This window comes from Sutcliffiella sp. NPDC057660, assembly GCF_042800035.1.
GTDB lineage: Bacteria > Bacillota > Bacilli > Bacillales > Bacillaceae_I > Sutcliffiella_A.
The window spans coordinates 43,009-59,701 of the sequence record NZ_JBHVHV010000015.1 but is presented as its reverse complement, the minus strand read 5'-3'; the positions used below and the strand labels follow the sequence as shown (position 1 = coordinate 59,701).

Here is a 16,693-nt window from a genome sequence, read left to right as displayed (position 1 = left end):
TCTGAAGTTTAAACTGCGGCTTTGGAAGTTGACGAAGTCGTTGAAAAAGAGTTTTGGAGCAGCCACCCCCTTTGGAGGGGTGGCTGTTTTATTTGACGGGATATGTGATGCATTGTTCTATGCGGGAATATTTTGTAAAAGTTCGATAGAAGTCGAAAAAAGTTCAATAGACTTGGAAAAAAGTTCAATAGAACGTGAAAAAAGTCCGATAGACCTCAAAAAAAGTCCGATAGAAAATATCTGCCATATGAACTATTCAAATAGTTATGAAAAAGCCCACGAATCAGCAGGAGTTTCAGCTTATATACCGAATTCTTATTCTGTACAAAAAAAGGAGTGATTTTTTGATTGAAAAACTACGTGAGACTGCCGGTATTATCGCAATACTAGCCATTTTGTTAAGTCCTTGCCCAAAAGCCATCCCAAGTATGAGCGGATTAGAAATGACTTAGAGAAAAGAAAAGCGGGGGAGTACGGTGAGGACTCACTGGATTATTTTCTTTCGCTAATCCACGGAACTGATTTCAAAATCCTTCACAATATTCGACTTCGTTTTAAAGACTACTACTTCCAAATCGATACTCTACTATTATTTCCATCTTTTTTCATCATCCTTGATGTGAAAAACTTAACTGGAACCCTCTTGTTCGACCCTAACCACCAGCAATTAATCCAAATTAGAACAGATGAGTCAGGCAAACAGGTAGAAAAGGCAATAACAGAGCCGATACTTCAAGTGAAAAGGCAATATAGTCAATTCAGAGAATGGCTTTCAGGAATAAATGTACCACCCATACCAGGTGAGATGTTAGTAGTTTTAACAAATCCTAACGCAATAGTAAAGTCCCTTTCCAACCCTCAATTAGTCCATGAAATGGTAGTGAAAAATACGGCTCTATCATTCAGAATAGAAAAACTCATTAGTAAGTACGGTACTTCAGGTTGGAACAAGAAAGAGATGAGAAAAGTCATCAACAGCCTCCTTAAACACAACACCCCATTGCAAATTAATCTCCTAGATTACTATGAAATATCCATTTCAGAATTGCTAACAGGTGTCAGATGTCCGAAATGCAGCGAACTGGCAATGGAAAGATGGAATGCCAGATGGAAATGTCATCACTGTAAAAATACATGTAAAAAAGCTCACATCAATGCTCTAAACGAGTTCGCTCTCTTAATTAGTAAAACAGCCTCAATTAATGAGTTATGTGACTTCCTTCATATTGCTGATCCTGTTAGAGCCAGAAGGCTGCTTGCTCCAATGAATTTAACCACCCAAGGAAAAAATAGATACTTAAAATACATCCTCCCCTAAACCATTTTATTTCCCAACACATAAATTTCGCATTGCGAAACACTTTCCGCAAGCTTACAATAAATACAAGAACTAGAAAGTGGGGAAGCAGCAGTGAGAAATCATAAGTTATTTTTATACACTAAGGCGTTATCTGATTTTGGTTCGTTTATGGACCTGATTGTTTTGAATGTCGTTGTATATGCGGCGACGGGCAGTCCTGTTTGGCTGGCTGCGACAATGATAGCCAGGACGGTTGGGGGAGTGCTGGCAAGCTTGGTCTCGGGTGTGGCTGCAGATAAATGGAACCGTAAATCGATTATGCTTGTTACGGATATTGCCAGGGCGGGGTTGATACTGCTGCTTATCCCATTTCCAGATCCGGTTGTCATTATCGCTGTATCGTGTCTGATCGGCTTTATTAATAGCTTCTTTATGGTCAGTTTCAGTGCGGAGATTCCACAGATTTTCGGTCAGGATAAGATTATTGAGACCAATTCACTTATCGCAAGGCTTACCTCTGTCAGTCTGGTAACCGGTTTTATTGGAGCTGGTGTGATAACGGAGATGCTCGGTTATAAATATACGCTGATGATTGATGCGGCTACATACCTTTTATCAGCACTGGTACTGTGGCGTCTTAAATGGCACATGGCACTACCTGAAACTCGTGAAGCGGTTAGGGGATTCAAACAAAACATCTATTCCATCGGAAAGGACATTTCCGAAGTGCTCGGTTATCTGAAAAGGGCTCCGATGCTTCTGAAGATTAATGTTGTCTTTCTCGTTGGCGCCTTTGCCGGAAGCTCCCATAATCTCGGGATCCCGTTGTTGGCGGAGGATATAAGTCCAGAGCGCCAAAGCTTTTATTACGGTTTGATCTGGGGTGTTTGGGGAATTGGGTCAGTGCTTGCCACCTATACGATTCCTCGTTTAAGCATCATCAGAAGTGACAAGATATATATGGTGTTTTTTGTATGCGCCATGTTCATGTCACTTGGATTTATCTCGTTTCTGTCCAGCACGGTGGTTCCTATTGTACTAGCCTTTGCTTTCCTGACAGGTATCTTTGATGCAGGATTCACCACACTGCATGCAAGCCTGCTGCAGAAAGCGGACAATTACATTCGGGGGAGGGTGTTCGCTGTGGGGATGCTCCTCAAGTCATTAGGCTTTGCTCTTGGATTCTTTGCAGCTACTATGCTGATAAGCAACATGAGCATGCCGCATATGGTGTGGATGCTGCACGGAACATTAATCACAACTTGTCTGATTGCTATAGGTACTTCGTTATTTCATGGTTCAAAGAAAAGGCAGGTTCAGGTAGCAAGGGACGGTTCATCATGAAATGGAAAAAGAGCCCCTAGACAAATTTGGTCTAGGGGCTCTTTTCAAACATTAATCATCACCGTTGGAATCAGGCGGCGGATCGGTGGAGTTGTCGTCTCCGTCGTCATTTCCGATCCCATTTCCACCGCCATTATTGCCGCCACCTGGTGGGGTGGTTGGTGGCTTAGGTTCAGGTTTCGGTTCTTCTTTCTTATCTGGATCTCCAAGTTTTGCTGAACTAGATGGAGAGGACGTTTTTCCACTGGCATTTATCGCTACTACATAATAGAATCCAGTTCCTTGTGATAAGTTCGTACTTGTTTCTTTGCCTGCAGGAACAGAAGCTATTTTTTTAGCAGTGCTTGAACTGTTTGCAGAATGATACACATAATAGCCAATTACATCTTTTTCCGGACTTGCAGACCAGGAAAGTGTCGAGCCGGAGATGCTTACTCCGCCTATTTGCTTTGGAGCCTGGTTGTTGACCGGCAGCGGGTCTGGAGAAAGAACCGTAAGACCTTCAAAGATGGAACTGTTTGGCATATATTTTGCAAGTTCCTCCACATCTTTAATCTGTAGTTTCTTTAGGAAATCAGGTTTTAGCATTGGTCCTTGTTTTACAAATTCGGAAGGGGTCGACCCGAGTGGTGCATAGGCAACATCTCCAATTTGCACATACTTTCCGACTGTCAAGCTGTCATCCACTTTGGTCGGTGCGAATGCTGCGTTGAAGAGATCCTCCCCAACAAGGCCGGCTTGACGGCAAAGGTCGGATGGTAGCATACCTGACAACTTACAATAGCTACGTTTTACAATTCCGCCTGGCATCTCGAATCGTTGTGTTGGCGCAAGATTTTCCGGATTTACTTCGTGGGCTGCATTCAGTAGCTGCGCCCAAAGAACTTGGCTTCGTTGAGTTGGAGTATAGCCTTTGACCGTCTTTAGTACTCTTCTTTCATCATAGCCCATCCATAATCCGAAGGTTATATTAGGGTTTGATCCCATCATCCAAATATCCTGTGTATCCTGTGTGGTACCAGTTTTTCCAGCCCAATCAGCACTGAATTGCAGATGTTTTGGAGCGACGTTAGCAGTACCTCTTGTAAATACATCCCGCATTGTATCTATCATCAGATAAGCAGTTTGTGGAGAATAGATTTGAACAGGTTCCACTTTATGTTCATAAACAATTTCTCCATCACTTGTTTCAATTCTCTCAATCAAATAAGGTTCCACATAGTTACCGCCATTGGCGAATGTCACATAGCCACCGGTGTTTTCTTCAACAGTTACTCCGTAAGTTAGACCCCCAAGGACAGCTGAGTAGTTTTCAGCATCTCCTTCGGTTAAACCGGTAAATCCTTGTTTAAATAAGTAATCCATCGGTCTTTGCTGAACAATTTCCATATAGCCACGAATTGCTGCCAGGTTATGGGAAAGTCTGACCGCATCTCGTACCGTTACTAATCCATTAAATTTGTTGTTCCAGTTGAAAGGTTCCCAAACTTTTCCACCTGCAGTTACCTTTAACGGTGTATCAGCCAAAATACTACCAGGCTGCAAAGTTCCCAATTCGTAGGCTGGAGCATATCCAAGCAAAGGCTTCATCGTAGATCCGTTGTGACGATAGGTGCTTGTCGCAAAATTGACGGAAGATAAGTCAAAGTCACGGCCACCAACAAAGCTTTTAATGGCACCGGTCTTGTTATCAATCATGACAGCAGCCACTTGTTCTGCATTATTTTTCAACAATTCCCCGGTTTCAGGGTCCGTCTTCTCTTGATAATCATAGGTTGCATCGAAATACTCAAAATTATCTTTTACCGCTTGCATCTTGTCATACATATCCTTATCAATCGTGGTATAGATACGGTATCCATTTTGTCTTAAAGCAGTATCAGCAAGCGTTCGATATTGTTCCTTCAAGTCCGGATTGTTTTCCAGGTCAGATACTTCATATCCATCCTCAACGGCAAGTTGTTCCGAAATGATGTTTCTTGCTCTCTTTTCCAACTCAAAAGTCACATGCGGATATTCCTCAATCGCAGAATTCGTCGGTGCAGTAAAATCCTTTGTGATGTCGTACGCAATAGCTTCCTCGTACTGCTCATCGGTTATCTTGCCCATCGCATTCATCCGGTGGAGCACATAGCGCATTCTTTCAAGGCCAGGAGCCAATCCATCTACATCCTTCACTTCTGCAGATCTTGTAAATGGCGTGTAGGCGAATGGGCTCTGCGGAAGTCCGGCGATAAAGGCTGCTTGCGGAATGGAAAGCTCGCTGATATCGACGCCGAAGATTCCTTCTGCCGCCGTTTGTGCTCCTGCGATGTTTCTTCCGGAAGAATCTCTTCCAAATGGGGAAACATTCAGGTATGCTTCGAGTATTTCTTCCTTGCTGAAGTAGTTTTCCAGACGAAGGGCTAAAAGGATCTCCTTCGCTTTGCGATCGAAGGAAACTTCGTTGCTCAGCACCTGGTTCTTGATGAGCTGTTGTGTTAAGGTACTTCCCCCTGTCTGGTTGGCGGAGTTCGTCACTTCCTGGACAATGGCCCGGACTATCGCTTTTGGAACGACGCCTTCATGTTCAAAAAAGTACTCATCCTCGGTTGACACAAGGGCATTAATTAAATGCTCGGATACGTTCTCCAGGTCCACTTCCTCACGGAGAAGATCCGCGCGGTATTTTCCTAGGTACACATCGTTTGCAAAAAACATCTCTGTTGATTCTTCGTAGTTGTAAATGTTTTTCCTCATATCTTCATAGGAACGGACTTCTTCATCTTTAACGAGTGCTGCAAAGTATCCTGCACCTGCACCACCTGCAAAGGATGCACCGATCAATCCGATGACAAGGAAAATCAAGATTAGATTCCACACTACTAAATATGTAATGTTTGCGCCCTTTTTCGTGTATTTATTGACGAAAATTTGATAAAAGGACTGCGTTTTTTCTTTGAACTTGTCGTAGTTTGACATCATTTATCTACCCCCCGGCAAATCATACTAATTATAGCATATAGCGGATTTCAAGCGACAAACTTTTTACTTTTTCCAGGATTTTGTTGACACTGGGCTTGCTCTTATGATAAAAAGACTGTATATTATTTTTAACATAAGAGCGTAGACAGGAAAGAGTAGTGTATATGGGCTTGCTTAAAGAGAGCTGATGGTTGGTGCGAATCAGTACACCCTTATAGATGAATTACCTCCTTGAGCATCTTTTGGGAACGGCTAGTATGGGCCTAGTAGCAAAAGACGGTGTGAACCGTTACATTTTTGAGTGGGAAAGCACATACTGCTTTTCAATTAGGGTGGTACCGCGTATAAACTCGTCCCTTCTGTAATGGAGGGATGGGTTTTTTTGTGTTTATTTTGAACAAAAGGAGCAAAAAACATGAACTTATTAGAGGATTTAAAATTCAGGGGCTTAGTGAATCAGGTTACAGACGAAGAGGGATTGGTGAAGCTTTTATCGGAGGAGAAGGTGAAATTGTACTCCGGCTTCGATCCGACTGGCGATAGCCTGCATATTGGCCACTTGCTTCCCATTTTGACGTTAAAAAGATTCCAGCAGGCAGGTCACCATCCGATTGCACTGGTTGGTGGAGCAACTGGATTGATTGGGGATCCAAGCGGGAAGAAAGCGGAACGAACGTTGAATACGTCCGATATCGTGGTGGAGTGGTCCAACCGTATCAAAAATCAGCTTTCGCAATTCCTGGATTTCCAGGCTGCTGAAAACCCTGCTGTAATCGCGAACAACCATGACTGGATCGGTGAAATGAATGTCATTACCTTCCTGCGTGATATCGGGAAAAATTTCGGCCTGAATTACATGTTAGCAAAAGATTCCGTGCAGTCCCGTATTGAGTCAGGAATCTCCTACACGGAATTCAGCTACATGATTCTTCAATCATTGGACTTTTTACATTTATACAAAGAGGAAAGCTGTAAGATTCAAATCGGTGGAAGTGACCAATGGGGGAATATCACTGCCGGTCTTGAGCTGATTCGTAAGTCTGAAGAGAATGCAAAGGCGTTCGGATTGACGATTCCTCTTGTAACGAAAGCGGATGGTACGAAATTCGGTAAAACAGAAGGCGGCGCGATCTGGTTGGATCGTGAAAAGACTTCTCCATACGAGTTCTACCAGTTCTGGATCAACACGGATGATCGTGATGTAGTGAAATACTTGAAGTTCTTCACATTCTTATCTCACGAAGAAATCGTAGGGCTGGAAAAGGAATTGCATGAAGCACCAGAAAAACGCTCTGCGCATAAACGACTGGCGGAAGAAGTGACGAAATTGGTGCACGGGGAGGCATCCCTTGAGCAGGCGATTCGTATTTCCGGAGCATTGTTCAGCGGAAGCATCTCCGAATTGACCGCAGAAGAAATCAAGCAGGGATTTGCGGATGTTCCTTCCTTTACAATTGAAAATGTAGAGCAGCTGCAACTCGTCGAATTGCTGGTAGCAAGCAAGATTGCTCCATCCAAGCGCCAGGCCCGTGAAGACATCACAAACGGTGCTGTCTCCATCAATGGCGAGAAGGTGCAGGACCTCGCCCATGTACTAGGAGAAGCCGACCGTATCGAAGGCCAATTTACCGTAATCAGAAGAGGGAAAAAGAAGTACTTCCTAATTAAATATTAATGTAAAAGGAAGAGGTGGACTTTAAATGGTCGCCTCTTTTCTTGTGAAGACAGTGACTTTGAGGGTTAATTTTACCATTATTTGTAATGATGATAGATTATCGAATGTTTTGGATCAATACATGCCAAAAGTCGATAGATTACTCAAGAAAGTGGATCGATAATGACCAGAAACGGATAGATTATCATTGAAAATGGATAGATAACTATGCTGACCAAGCAGATCAAAGCTGTTCAAAGCTAATTCCGCTCTTCCTTGACTTCCATTGATTTCAAATCTGGCAAAAGTCTAAATAATCGAACAAAAAAACACCACCGGAATCCGGTGGTGTTTCTTATCATTAACGAGAGTAGAACTCAACGATTAGAGCTTCGTTAATTTCAGCAGCTAACTCGGAACGCTCAGGTAAACGAGTGAAAGTTCCTTCTAAAGCGTCAGCATTGAAAGTAAGGTATTCTGGAACGAAGTTGTTTACTTCGATAGATTCCTTGATAGTGCTTAGGTTACGTGATTTTTCACGAACACCGATTACTTGACCAGCTTTCACGCGGAAAGATGGAATGTCTACGCGAGCTCCATCAACCGTGATGTGACCGTGGTTAACTAATTGGCGAGCTCCACGACGAGTGCGAGCTAGACCTAAACGGTAAACTACGTTGTCTAAACGAGATTCTAAAAGAACCATGAAGTTTTCACCGTGTTTACCTTGCATCTTGCCAGCAGCATCGAAAAGGCTGCGGAATTGACGCTCATTTACACCGTACATGTGGCGTAATTTTTGTTTTTCTTGTAATTGTAAACCGTACTCAGAAATCTTTCTGCGTTGGTTTGGACCATGCTGTCCAGGAGCGTAAGGACGTTTTTCCAATTCCTTACCTGTTCCGCTTAATGAAATGCCTAGACGGCGAGAAAGTTTCCAACTTGGACCTGTATAACGAGCCATGAATGACTCCTCCTTCGTGTTATTATTTGTTGTAAAATAATAACAGATGCGACTAATCTACCCGACCATTTTGTTTTCATGTATCCTCGCTCTGCAGCAAAGAGTTACACGATACACCTCCGTTTTTATGGAACGGGGAACAAAATGAATCAACATAGCATACCACATAGGCTGCAATATTTTACACAAAGGCTATTATATCGGAAAAATGTATAGGAAGTCAAGGATAGAATCGAATAGTTTGGGGAAAGGATGTTTGCATTCCATTCATTATACCACAACTCAATATTTTCGCTAAACGTGCGTGTCCTTACGTTTAGCTCCTATGGTATAATTTTCTATACAAACGCGTCGAGGAGAAAAAGATATGTACAAAGAATCGAAAAAAGAAAAAATTATTCGCTTTCTTATTATAGGAGTTATCGGGATTACAACTTTGTATTTGTTTTCCATACAATATGGTACCGATGAAGAGAAGGAAAAGGCGAATCCCCAAAAATCTTTCCAACCGATGGCTGTTGTCGTCCAGGAGAAAGATCAACAGAATCAGACTCCTGTCATTGCAATTGTAAAGGAACATGAAGAGAAGCCAATTCTTGTTACCTATAAGATAGATGAAAAAGATAATTACAAGTTTGACACGATAAATGCGATCGAGTTGGAGACTCATCCGATTCAACTGGAAAAGGACCCAAACTCCAAAGGTGTATGGCTGCAAACCGATGAGGAATGGATATTCTATAATGAAGATTTAATAGTGGAAGAAGGTGTGAAAAAAGAGAAGAATAAGGAAGAGAAAGATTACAAGCTCTCAATAGAAGAAACAGATACGGAACAGTATGTGGTGAAACTCTCGAATGAATCGGGTTTTATCATTCAGAAATCCTTTGATGAAAAACCGATCTCGGTTCATAAGCTTTCGGATAAGCAGGATCTGTGGCTTGTCTTGTTCGAAAAAGATACTGTTTTGTTAATTCCTTAAAATAATACTAGGAAAATTTAACCTGTTACCGTTATAATATAGGTAAATAGTAATGTAAAAGGTGAAAAAAATGGAATCGACTAATAAAATTCTTGAAATAAAAAGCAGAATATTAGATTTTTTTCTCTCGTCTTCTAATCTTACACAAGCTACATTTCTCATCATGCTGCAATCCATCCTAAAAGAAGAGTTGAAGGCGAATTCGGTCACCGTTACAATGGAAGAGTTTTCACCCATCTACGATCAGCTAAGAGTAAGGGAAATGGGGGCCGATTACCATAAAACTCTAGAAACAGGGGAAAGTGACTGGGGAAATGTCAACCTGCCTCTCTATGGGGACAAGGATTTTTTGGGTGCAGTAGAATTGCAATTTACCTCTCCATTACCTCTCTCAATAGAAAGCTTTGACAAGTTATCAAAAGAACTTTCCACAATCTTTCAACAATACAACCAATACATACATACCAGATTTGAAGAGAAGCAGTACGAAGAATTGTATAAAGTGACTTCCAAATTCCATTCTTCCATGAGGGTGGAGGGTATACTATCTGAAATTATCGAAATATTACGAAATACGTATGAGGATTTTTCCTATTTGCTGCTGCTTACATCGGATAATGATGATCTGCAGCATCTGCCGGTAAAAAAATTGGATTTTGATGACTCTAACATGAGCGCGATGAATGCCTATGTGACTGGGGAAGTTCAGCTCGAGAACTGTATCAGGGATAGAAGAACTTATATTTATGTTCCGATAAAAGGGGAGCAGGGGATCTATGGCGTATTGCAGATTATCTCCCTGGATTCATTCTACTTGCCTGAAAAAGAGCTGAAATTTATCACTTTGCTTGCCAACGCTACCGGAACTGCCCTTGAAAATGCACAACTGTATGAGCAATCGAAGCAGGTCATTTCCGATCTGCAGCTGATCAATGAGACCTCCCATCAGTTAAATTCCAATCTGAGGCTTCAGGAAGTTACGGCATATATGATCAAGAAGATCATGCATTTCTTCGAGGCAAAAGAAGCGGCATTTGTCCTATATAAAGCTGGAGTGGCAGAGGTGCTGCCAGGGTCCACCGAATTTTTCCTCAAGGAGGATATCGGAGTCTATCTATCCCATATGCAGGATTATGTATATTCAGATGGAGAGCCGCTTTTTATCGGGGATCTACGTGTACATGAACGGCTTTCCAATCTGCCGTTTTGTTCCTGTATGATTATCCCTATGCATGCCTCCAACGGCATTAAAGGAGCATGTGTCGTTACACACACACTGCCCTACTTTTTCAGTTTTGAGCAATTTAAGCTTCTTCAATCGCTTATTCACCATTCGACGCTTGCATTCAGCAATTCGATGCTGCGGGAGGAATTGGAAAAGTACGTCATCACGGACTATTTGACAAAGCTATATTCAAGAAAATATCTAGACGAAAAAATAAAGAAATCGATGAAGCACGATTCCTATGGAACCTTTATTCTATTGGATATTGATGATTTCAAAAGGGTCAATGATACATTCGGCCACCAGATAGGGGATACCATCCTGATGCAGGTCGCAGCGATCATCAACGCAAGCATACGAGAAACGGACATTGGTGCCAGGTGGGGTGGGGAGGAATTGGCTATTTACCTTCCGAAAATTGATTTGGCACTAGGTGAGCAGATTGCCGGGCGCATCATTAAGAAAATTGAAGAACAGACGTCGCCTGCCGTGACGGTTTCCTGCGGACTATCCTTTTGGAAAAAAGGTCTGAATGATTCCGCGCGCGACCTCTTTCACAGGGCTGATTTTGCCCTCTTGAAAGCAAAAGATTTAGGTAAAAACCAGCTATGCATCGAGTCAGAGGAATATTGTGGATAACATTAGCGGCCGGCAGAATCGGCCGCTTTTATTAATGAATTCCATCATTTGCAGTTTTCCTCAAGAAATCACCCCGCAAAAAGAAAACGCTTTCATTTTTCGGCGTTTTGCCATATGCTAGTTATGGATGTGATATTTGAAGGGAGAAATTTTTATGGAAAAGAAAAATGCAAGGTTTGAGACAGAAGTCGTCCATCATGGATATGACAGCTCCATTTATCACGGAAGCTTGGCGCCACCAATCTTTCAAACTTCTACTTTTTCCTTTCAAACGGCAGAACAAGGGGAAAAACGGTTTGCAGGCGAAGAGGAAGGATATATCTATTCAAGACTCGGGAATCCGACAGTGAAGATGCTCGAGGACAGAATTGCTGCGCTTGAAAATGGGGAAGCCGGATTGGCTTTTGGTTCCGGAATGGCGGCAGTTTCTGCAGTGCTGATTGCCCTGACGAGAAGCAATGGACATATTTTGTGTTCTCAGGGGATTTATGGCTGTACATTTGGATTATTGCAGCTTCTTAAAAATAAATATGAGGTGGAGCACAGTTTCTGCAGCATGCAAACAGAAGCGGAAATCAAGGATGCCATTCGTCCTGAAACCACCTGCATCTATATAGAAACACCGATAAACCCTACGATGGCACTGATCGATATCGAACTGGTGGTGTCGATTGCGAAGGAATATGGTATCAAGGTGGTGGTGGACAATACATTCTGTTCTCCATATTTGCAGCAGCCTTTGGACATCGGCTGCGATATCATCATTCATAGTGCCACCAAATATATTGGCGGGCATGGAGATGTCATCGCCGGTTTGATTGTAGGCTCCAAGGAAATGATTCAGGAGATTTCCATGACCACACTGAAGGATATTGGCGGTGTCATGTCACCTTTTGATGCGTGGCTGTTGATCAGGGGATTAAAGACTCTGCACGTGCGAATGGACCGACATTGTGACAATGCAGAGTACGTGATTGAACAATTGAGGGGGCATGAGGCTATTGAAAGCGTCTTTTATCCAAGTGATAAAAACAATCCATCCTACTCCATCATGAAAAAGCAGATGAAGCGTGGCGGCGGACTTATATCTTTTACCATAAAAGGTGGAAAAGCAGAGGCTCAGAAACTGCTGAATGAATTGAATCTGATAAAGATTGCAGTAAGCCTCGGGGATGCAGAAACGTTGATTCAGCATCCTGCTACCATGACACATGCCGTTGTTCCAAAGGAAAACAGGGAACAGATGGGGATTACAGATAACCTGATCCGACTATCCGTGGGTCTTGAAGCGAAGGAAGATATCTGGGATGATTTGAAGCAGGCGTTGGATAAAATCGCATAAAACAAAAAAGTGCCAAGTCCTCTGTTAATCGAACAGGGGCTTGGCACTTTTTTAATGTTTTTTCGCATATTTTGTTGCTTTTCGTATGCGATTATTGGCCGTAATATTACTCTTCATCGTGCTCTTTTCCAGTTTGGAATATTGGTTCCCCAATAAACTTTAAGTAATTAATGCAGTAAAAAATCCAAAAACCGATTTTTTACGAACAAAAGCAACAAACTTTACGAAAAGAGCCTTTTTAATTTGCCAGAAGTACCTCAACGAACTTCTCGAGGTATGTTCGGTCCACTTCATCAAAGCGGTTTTTGATGGGGCTGTCGATATCCAATACCCCGATGACTTTTCCATCTTTCAACATCGGCACTACAATTTCCGATTGGGACGCGGCGTCACAGGCAATATGTCCCGGAAAAGCGTGAACGTCTGCAACAAGCTCCGTTTTTGCATTCGCTGCTGCTGTTCCGCAAACTCCACGGCCGAAAGGAATTCGTACACATGCAGGGAGGCCTTGGAATGGACCAAGCACCAGCATGCTTTCGCCTTCAGTCAGGTAGAAGCCTACCCAGTTGATCTGATCAAGGAAAACATTTAACAGCGCGGAGGCGTTGGAAAGGTTGGCGATGAAACTTGGCTCATCTGCAATCAAAGCCTGCAGCTGTTTGATGACCAGTTCATAATTTTCTTCTCGAGTTCCTTTGTAGTTTTCGACTTGAAACATCATAATCCCCTCACTTTTTCCTGATAAAATGCGGAATTACCAAACTATAAGTAGAATTCCTATGTACTTTGTCGACATTTAATAAAAGGATAAACGCTCCACGGCTAGAAATCAATAAAAGAGAATCACCAAAAGGGGTGAAAAGGATGGAATCGACCAAAGAAAGAATAATAGAAGCCGCTGTTCATCTATTTAATACAAATGGTTTTTCAGGTACTTCAATCCGAGAGATCGCTAAAAAGGCAAAGGTCAATGTTGCACATATATCCTACTATTTCACAAATAAGGCAGGACTTCAGGAGTATCTCATTGCAGTTTTTCTGGAAGAGTACCTGTCCGTCCTGGAGCAAATCTATAAGAAGATAACCATCCTATCAGCGCAGGAATGTGTCATTCTCACGGTGAATAATGTGATGAGTTTTCATCGGGAAAACCGCCAGCTGGCAAGATATGTATACAGGGAAATTACACTGGATACCACACTTGTCCGGGAAGTGATGACCACTTACTTGATGAAGGAAAAGTATTATCTCCAATTGTTTTTTGAAAAAGGCAAGAAGAACAAAGAGTTTCAGCCTATTTCCATTCCTCTTGCGGTGATGCAGCTGAAAAGTATGATCAGTATGCCATTTTTACATGCTCAGTATTTGGCTGAGGTGTGGCATGTGATGCCGTATGAGACACAAACTGTCGATCTTTACCAGGAGAAGATCATTGAATGGCTCGAGCATTCCGTATTCTCAAGCCGGGTTGTGGAAAGGATTGCCCTCTAATCAAGAAGAGCCCGCTCCAACTGTTGATATCCCTGCATTAATCCCTTTGCGCTGTGGGCGTCCGACCCATAGACGAGAGGGATTTTTCTTTTATATGCCTCCAATGCGATTGACGATGGTGGATAGGAATCCAAACAATGAGGTTTAGTGAAGCCTGCACCATTATAGTCAAGTTCATACCCTTTGTCCGCAATGATGTCCAATAGAGGCAGCACAAAACCAGAAAGATCCTGTTCATTTGGGAATTTGCGCTTGAACTTTTCAACTAGCGTGATATGACCGATGCGACCGGGTTTATATTTTCCGAGATCTGTAACAATGGATTTTCTCAGAGTGGAGAAATATGCTTCATAAACCTTGCTTAATCCTCCAAATACCCGAACCATCTCCTCAAAGGTTTCCTCACTGTAATCCATGCAGTAATATGCTTTTCCACTACATAAAAAATGAACAGATAGGATGCTGTCATCCAATAATGGACCATATTCATCGAGAAAATCGGTCGTTTCTTCTTCATAGCCCTCAATAAAGTCCACTTCCAAACCGATATTAACCTTTAGTGCTGAAGAATAGTAAGTTTTCAACCTACCCAACTCATCCAGATACGCATGAATTTGGTCAAGTGACATCGCACTGTCTTTTTCCGGTGTTGGATCAATAAAATTCTTGGGTAAAGGAGCATGTTCCGTAAAGGAAATTTCCCGGTAATTCAAGGCAATAGCCTGTTCGATATACCTCTCAAGTGAATCTGTGCTACCATGGGGACAAAAGGGGGTATGAACGTGTTTATCGATAATCATCATCCTTGCCTCCAATACTTGAAGAAATATGTAAAAATTTTTAAAATATTGGTCAAAAAATGTCGTTTACATGGTATCATAAATACATTGAAATACAAATAAAATGGGCATGTTTTATACTTGTTTACCATCAAAAACAAAAATTTTGAAAAATGAATGGAAACAATGACCGTTTTAGCTTCGAATAATATATATATTAGCATGTGTTCAAAGGGAAGAACGTCTTTTTGATCATCTTACATAATAAAAAGTTCAGTTAATCGTTACAACCATCCAGGCAAAAGGGGATTAGGTATGGAAATAATCATTGGAGTACTAGTAGCAGTAGTAATATTTGTCAGTTTCAGTTATCTAAGGAGAAAGAAGATTTATGCAGAAGTTGATCGGTTGGAAACGTGGAAGGTATCGATTATGAATAAGCCCGTTTCTGAAGAGCTGTCAAAAGTGAAAGATCTTAACATGACCGGGCAGACAGAAGAGCTCTTCGAGAACTGGCGCTATCAATGGGATGATATCCTGTCCTCCGACTTACAGAGCATTGAAGAGTACCTCTTTGATGCAGAGGACCATGTCGATAAATATCGTTTCAAAAAGGCGAAAGATGTGCTTGCTGTCGCAAATCAGAAGCTTGAAGCTATTGAGGATAAGATCAAGTCCATCTTTGATGAACTGGATGAGCTGATCGGCAGCCAAGCCAAAAGCGTGGAACAGATCGACATGTTGGAAGTCACTTATACGGAATTAAAAAAGAAGCTGTTAAACCAGCGCCATCAATACGGGAGTACGACAGCCCTTTTGGAAAAGGAAGTCGATCACCTTCAGCAAACCTTCCTTGAATTCCATGATAGCATGGACAATGGGAACTATTTGGAAGCGAGAGAGTTAGTGCAAAAGCTGAAACAGGAGATCGAGGCATTTGAATTTAAAATAGCAAATATCCCAAGTCTATTGGTTGATTGCCAGTCCGTCCTACCAAGCCAGCTGGCCGAGGTGGAAACAGGCTATAAGGAAATGCTGCAAGAGGGATACATACTTGATCATGTTAAATTGGAAGAAAATGTAGAAAGTCTGAAAGAAAAGACAAAGCATATCACCAATCTTCTTTTTGAAACAAAAGTGGCGGAAGCAAAAGAAGGCATAGAGCTTATGAAAGAGGAAATGGATAAGCTCTATGACAACATTGAAAATGAAGTGATTGCCAAACACTATATTGTGAAGGAATTGCCTGTTGTCGAAACGGTACTGCATACCCTTTCGGAGGCAAGCGCAAAATCCAAGGAAGAAACCTATGTTGTACAGGAGAGCTATCACCTGCAGGAAGAAGACATCCAAACCCAACGTAAAATAGAACATTCCATGCTGGCTCTTGTCGATCGTTATGAAAAACTCAGTTCCCATCTGGAAAATCAGACGATAGCATTCTCCATCCTCAAAGAAGAGCTGGAGGATATTTGGGAACAGATCAACTCCCTGCAAGAAATACATCAACAGTACACAGAGATCCTGCAGGCTTTGAGAAAAGATGAAATGGCCGCAAGGGACCAATTGGCAACCTTGCGCAAAATGCTATTGGAAGTGAAAAGGGAAATCGAAAAGAGCAACATGCCGGGACTTCCGGAAGCCGTTTATCAGGAGCTGACAACAGCCAGTGAGCAGTTGAAGGCAGTCAAGGAAAAGCTCGAGGAAAAGCCGCTGAACATTATTGAAGTGAATGCCATCTTGCATCAGGCTGTCACTTCTGTGGAAAAATGCTATGCGGATTGTACGGACATATTGGACCACGCTTACCTTGCTGAGAATATCATACAATATGGCAACAGATATAGAAGCAAGCATGCTTTCGTCCATGAAAGCTTGATAGAAGCGGAACAGCTGTTCAGAAACTATGAATACAAAAACGCATTGGAAGAAGCAGCTACTGCGCTTGAGAAAGTGGAGCCAGGCGTACTGAAGAAAATAGAGCAAATTTTGGAAAAGGAGAGCTAAGA

14 protein-coding genes and 1 other annotated feature are annotated in these 16,693 nt (G+C 42.1%); of the genes, 9 read left to right on the top strand and 5 right to left on the bottom strand.

The annotated features are described in order from the left end of the window. Positions 1-40 precede the first annotated feature (40 nt). The 3 genes from ACFVAD_RS17595 to ACFVAD_RS17585 all read left to right on the top strand — a co-directional run bounded on the left by ACFVAD_RS17595 (position 41) and on the right by ACFVAD_RS17585 (position 2,644). Positions 41-340 (top strand): hypothetical protein, encoded by a 300-nt coding sequence (locus tag ACFVAD_RS17595; RefSeq protein ID WP_386642945.1) that lies wholly within the window; start codon positions 41-43, stop codon positions 338-340. Positions 341-406: 66 nt separating this feature from the next. Next, complete coding sequence (locus ACFVAD_RS17590; protein WP_386642942.1) at positions 407-1,318, top strand: nuclease-related domain-containing protein; 912 nt, start codon at positions 407-409, stop codon at positions 1,316-1,318. Between the two features lie 93 nt (positions 1,319-1,411). Continuing rightward, positions 1,412-2,644, top strand: coding sequence for an MFS transporter (locus ACFVAD_RS17585; RefSeq protein ID WP_386642935.1), 1,233 nt, complete (start codon positions 1,412-1,414; stop codon positions 2,642-2,644). A 51-nt stretch (positions 2,645-2,695) separates the two neighbouring features. Here the strand turns inward: ACFVAD_RS17585 and ACFVAD_RS17580 are convergent, their stop codons facing one another. Beyond that, positions 2,696-5,605 carry a transglycosylase domain-containing protein gene (locus ACFVAD_RS17580; protein WP_483887613.1) on the bottom strand — a complete coding sequence of 970 codons (2,910 nt, stop codon included), beginning with the start codon at positions 5,603-5,605 and terminating at the stop codon, positions 2,696-2,698. 136 nt (positions 5,606-5,741) lie between these two features. Continuing rightward, positions 5,742-5,969, top strand: a binding site (T-box leader). Between the two features lie 54 nt (positions 5,970-6,023). Here ACFVAD_RS17580 and tyrS point away from each other — a divergent pair. Then, positions 6,024-7,283, top strand: a complete 1,260-nt coding sequence (gene tyrS, locus ACFVAD_RS17575) for a tyrosine--tRNA ligase (RefSeq protein WP_386642929.1) — start codon at positions 6,024-6,026, stop codon at positions 7,281-7,283. Positions 7,284-7,397: 114 nt separating this feature from the next. On the opposite strand, the gene ACFVAD_RS17570 is transcribed toward tyrS, so the two are convergent. Together ACFVAD_RS17570 and rpsD are read right to left on the bottom strand one after the other, a co-directional pair. Further along, on the bottom strand, positions 7,398-7,520 hold the full coding sequence (locus ACFVAD_RS17570; protein ID WP_386642926.1) for a hypothetical protein: 123 nt from the start codon (positions 7,518-7,520) through the stop codon (positions 7,398-7,400). A gap of 103 nt (positions 7,521-7,623) precedes the next feature. Next, positions 7,624-8,226 carry a 30S ribosomal protein S4 gene (gene rpsD, locus ACFVAD_RS17565; protein ID WP_386642923.1) on the bottom strand — a complete coding sequence of 201 codons (603 nt, stop codon included), beginning with the start codon at positions 8,224-8,226 and terminating at the stop codon, positions 7,624-7,626. Between the two features lie 367 nt (positions 8,227-8,593). On the opposite strand from rpsD, the gene ACFVAD_RS17560 reads away from it, so the two are divergent. The 3 genes from ACFVAD_RS17560 (at position 8,594) to megL (ending at position 12,414) form a co-directional block, all read left to right on the top strand. Further along, a complete protein-coding gene (locus tag ACFVAD_RS17560; RefSeq protein WP_386642920.1) occupies positions 8,594-9,208 on the top strand; it encodes a hypothetical protein in 615 nt (204 codons plus the stop codon). 70 nt (positions 9,209-9,278) lie between these two features. Beyond that, entirely contained in the window at positions 9,279-11,072 is a 1,794-nt protein-coding gene (locus ACFVAD_RS17555; RefSeq protein WP_386642917.1) for a sensor domain-containing diguanylate cyclase, read from the top strand. Between the two features lie 154 nt (positions 11,073-11,226). Further along, on the top strand, positions 11,227-12,414 hold the full coding sequence (gene megL / locus ACFVAD_RS17550; RefSeq protein WP_386642913.1) for a methionine gamma-lyase: 1,188 nt from the start codon (positions 11,227-11,229) through the stop codon (positions 12,412-12,414). 238 nt (positions 12,415-12,652) lie between these two features. Here megL and ACFVAD_RS17545 read toward each other — a convergent pair whose 3' ends face one another. Continuing rightward, the gene (locus ACFVAD_RS17545; RefSeq protein ID WP_386643136.1) at positions 12,653-13,132 is read right to left on the bottom strand and encodes a GAF domain-containing protein; all 480 of its coding nucleotides are present in this window, start codon (positions 13,130-13,132) and stop codon (positions 12,653-12,655) included. A 146-nt stretch (positions 13,133-13,278) separates the two neighbouring features. Here ACFVAD_RS17545 and refZ point away from each other — a divergent pair, with 146 nt between their 5' ends. Continuing rightward, entirely contained in the window at positions 13,279-13,905 is a 627-nt protein-coding gene (gene refZ / locus ACFVAD_RS17540; RefSeq protein WP_386642910.1) for a forespore capture DNA-binding protein RefZ, read from the top strand. On the opposite strand, the gene hisJ is transcribed toward refZ, so the two are convergent. Further along, positions 13,902-14,705 carry a histidinol-phosphatase HisJ gene (gene hisJ / locus ACFVAD_RS17535; protein ID WP_386643133.1) on the bottom strand — a complete coding sequence of 268 codons (804 nt, stop codon included), beginning with the start codon at positions 14,703-14,705 and terminating at the stop codon, positions 13,902-13,904. The two genes, refZ and hisJ, sit on opposite strands and share 4 nt — an antisense overlap. A gap of 294 nt (positions 14,706-14,999) precedes the next feature. Here hisJ and ezrA point away from each other — a divergent pair, with 294 nt between their 5' ends. Next, a complete protein-coding gene (gene ezrA / locus ACFVAD_RS17530) occupies positions 15,000-16,691 on the top strand; it encodes a septation ring formation regulator EzrA (protein WP_386642907.1) in 1,692 nt (563 codons plus the stop codon). Positions 16,692-16,693 lie beyond the last annotated feature (2 nt).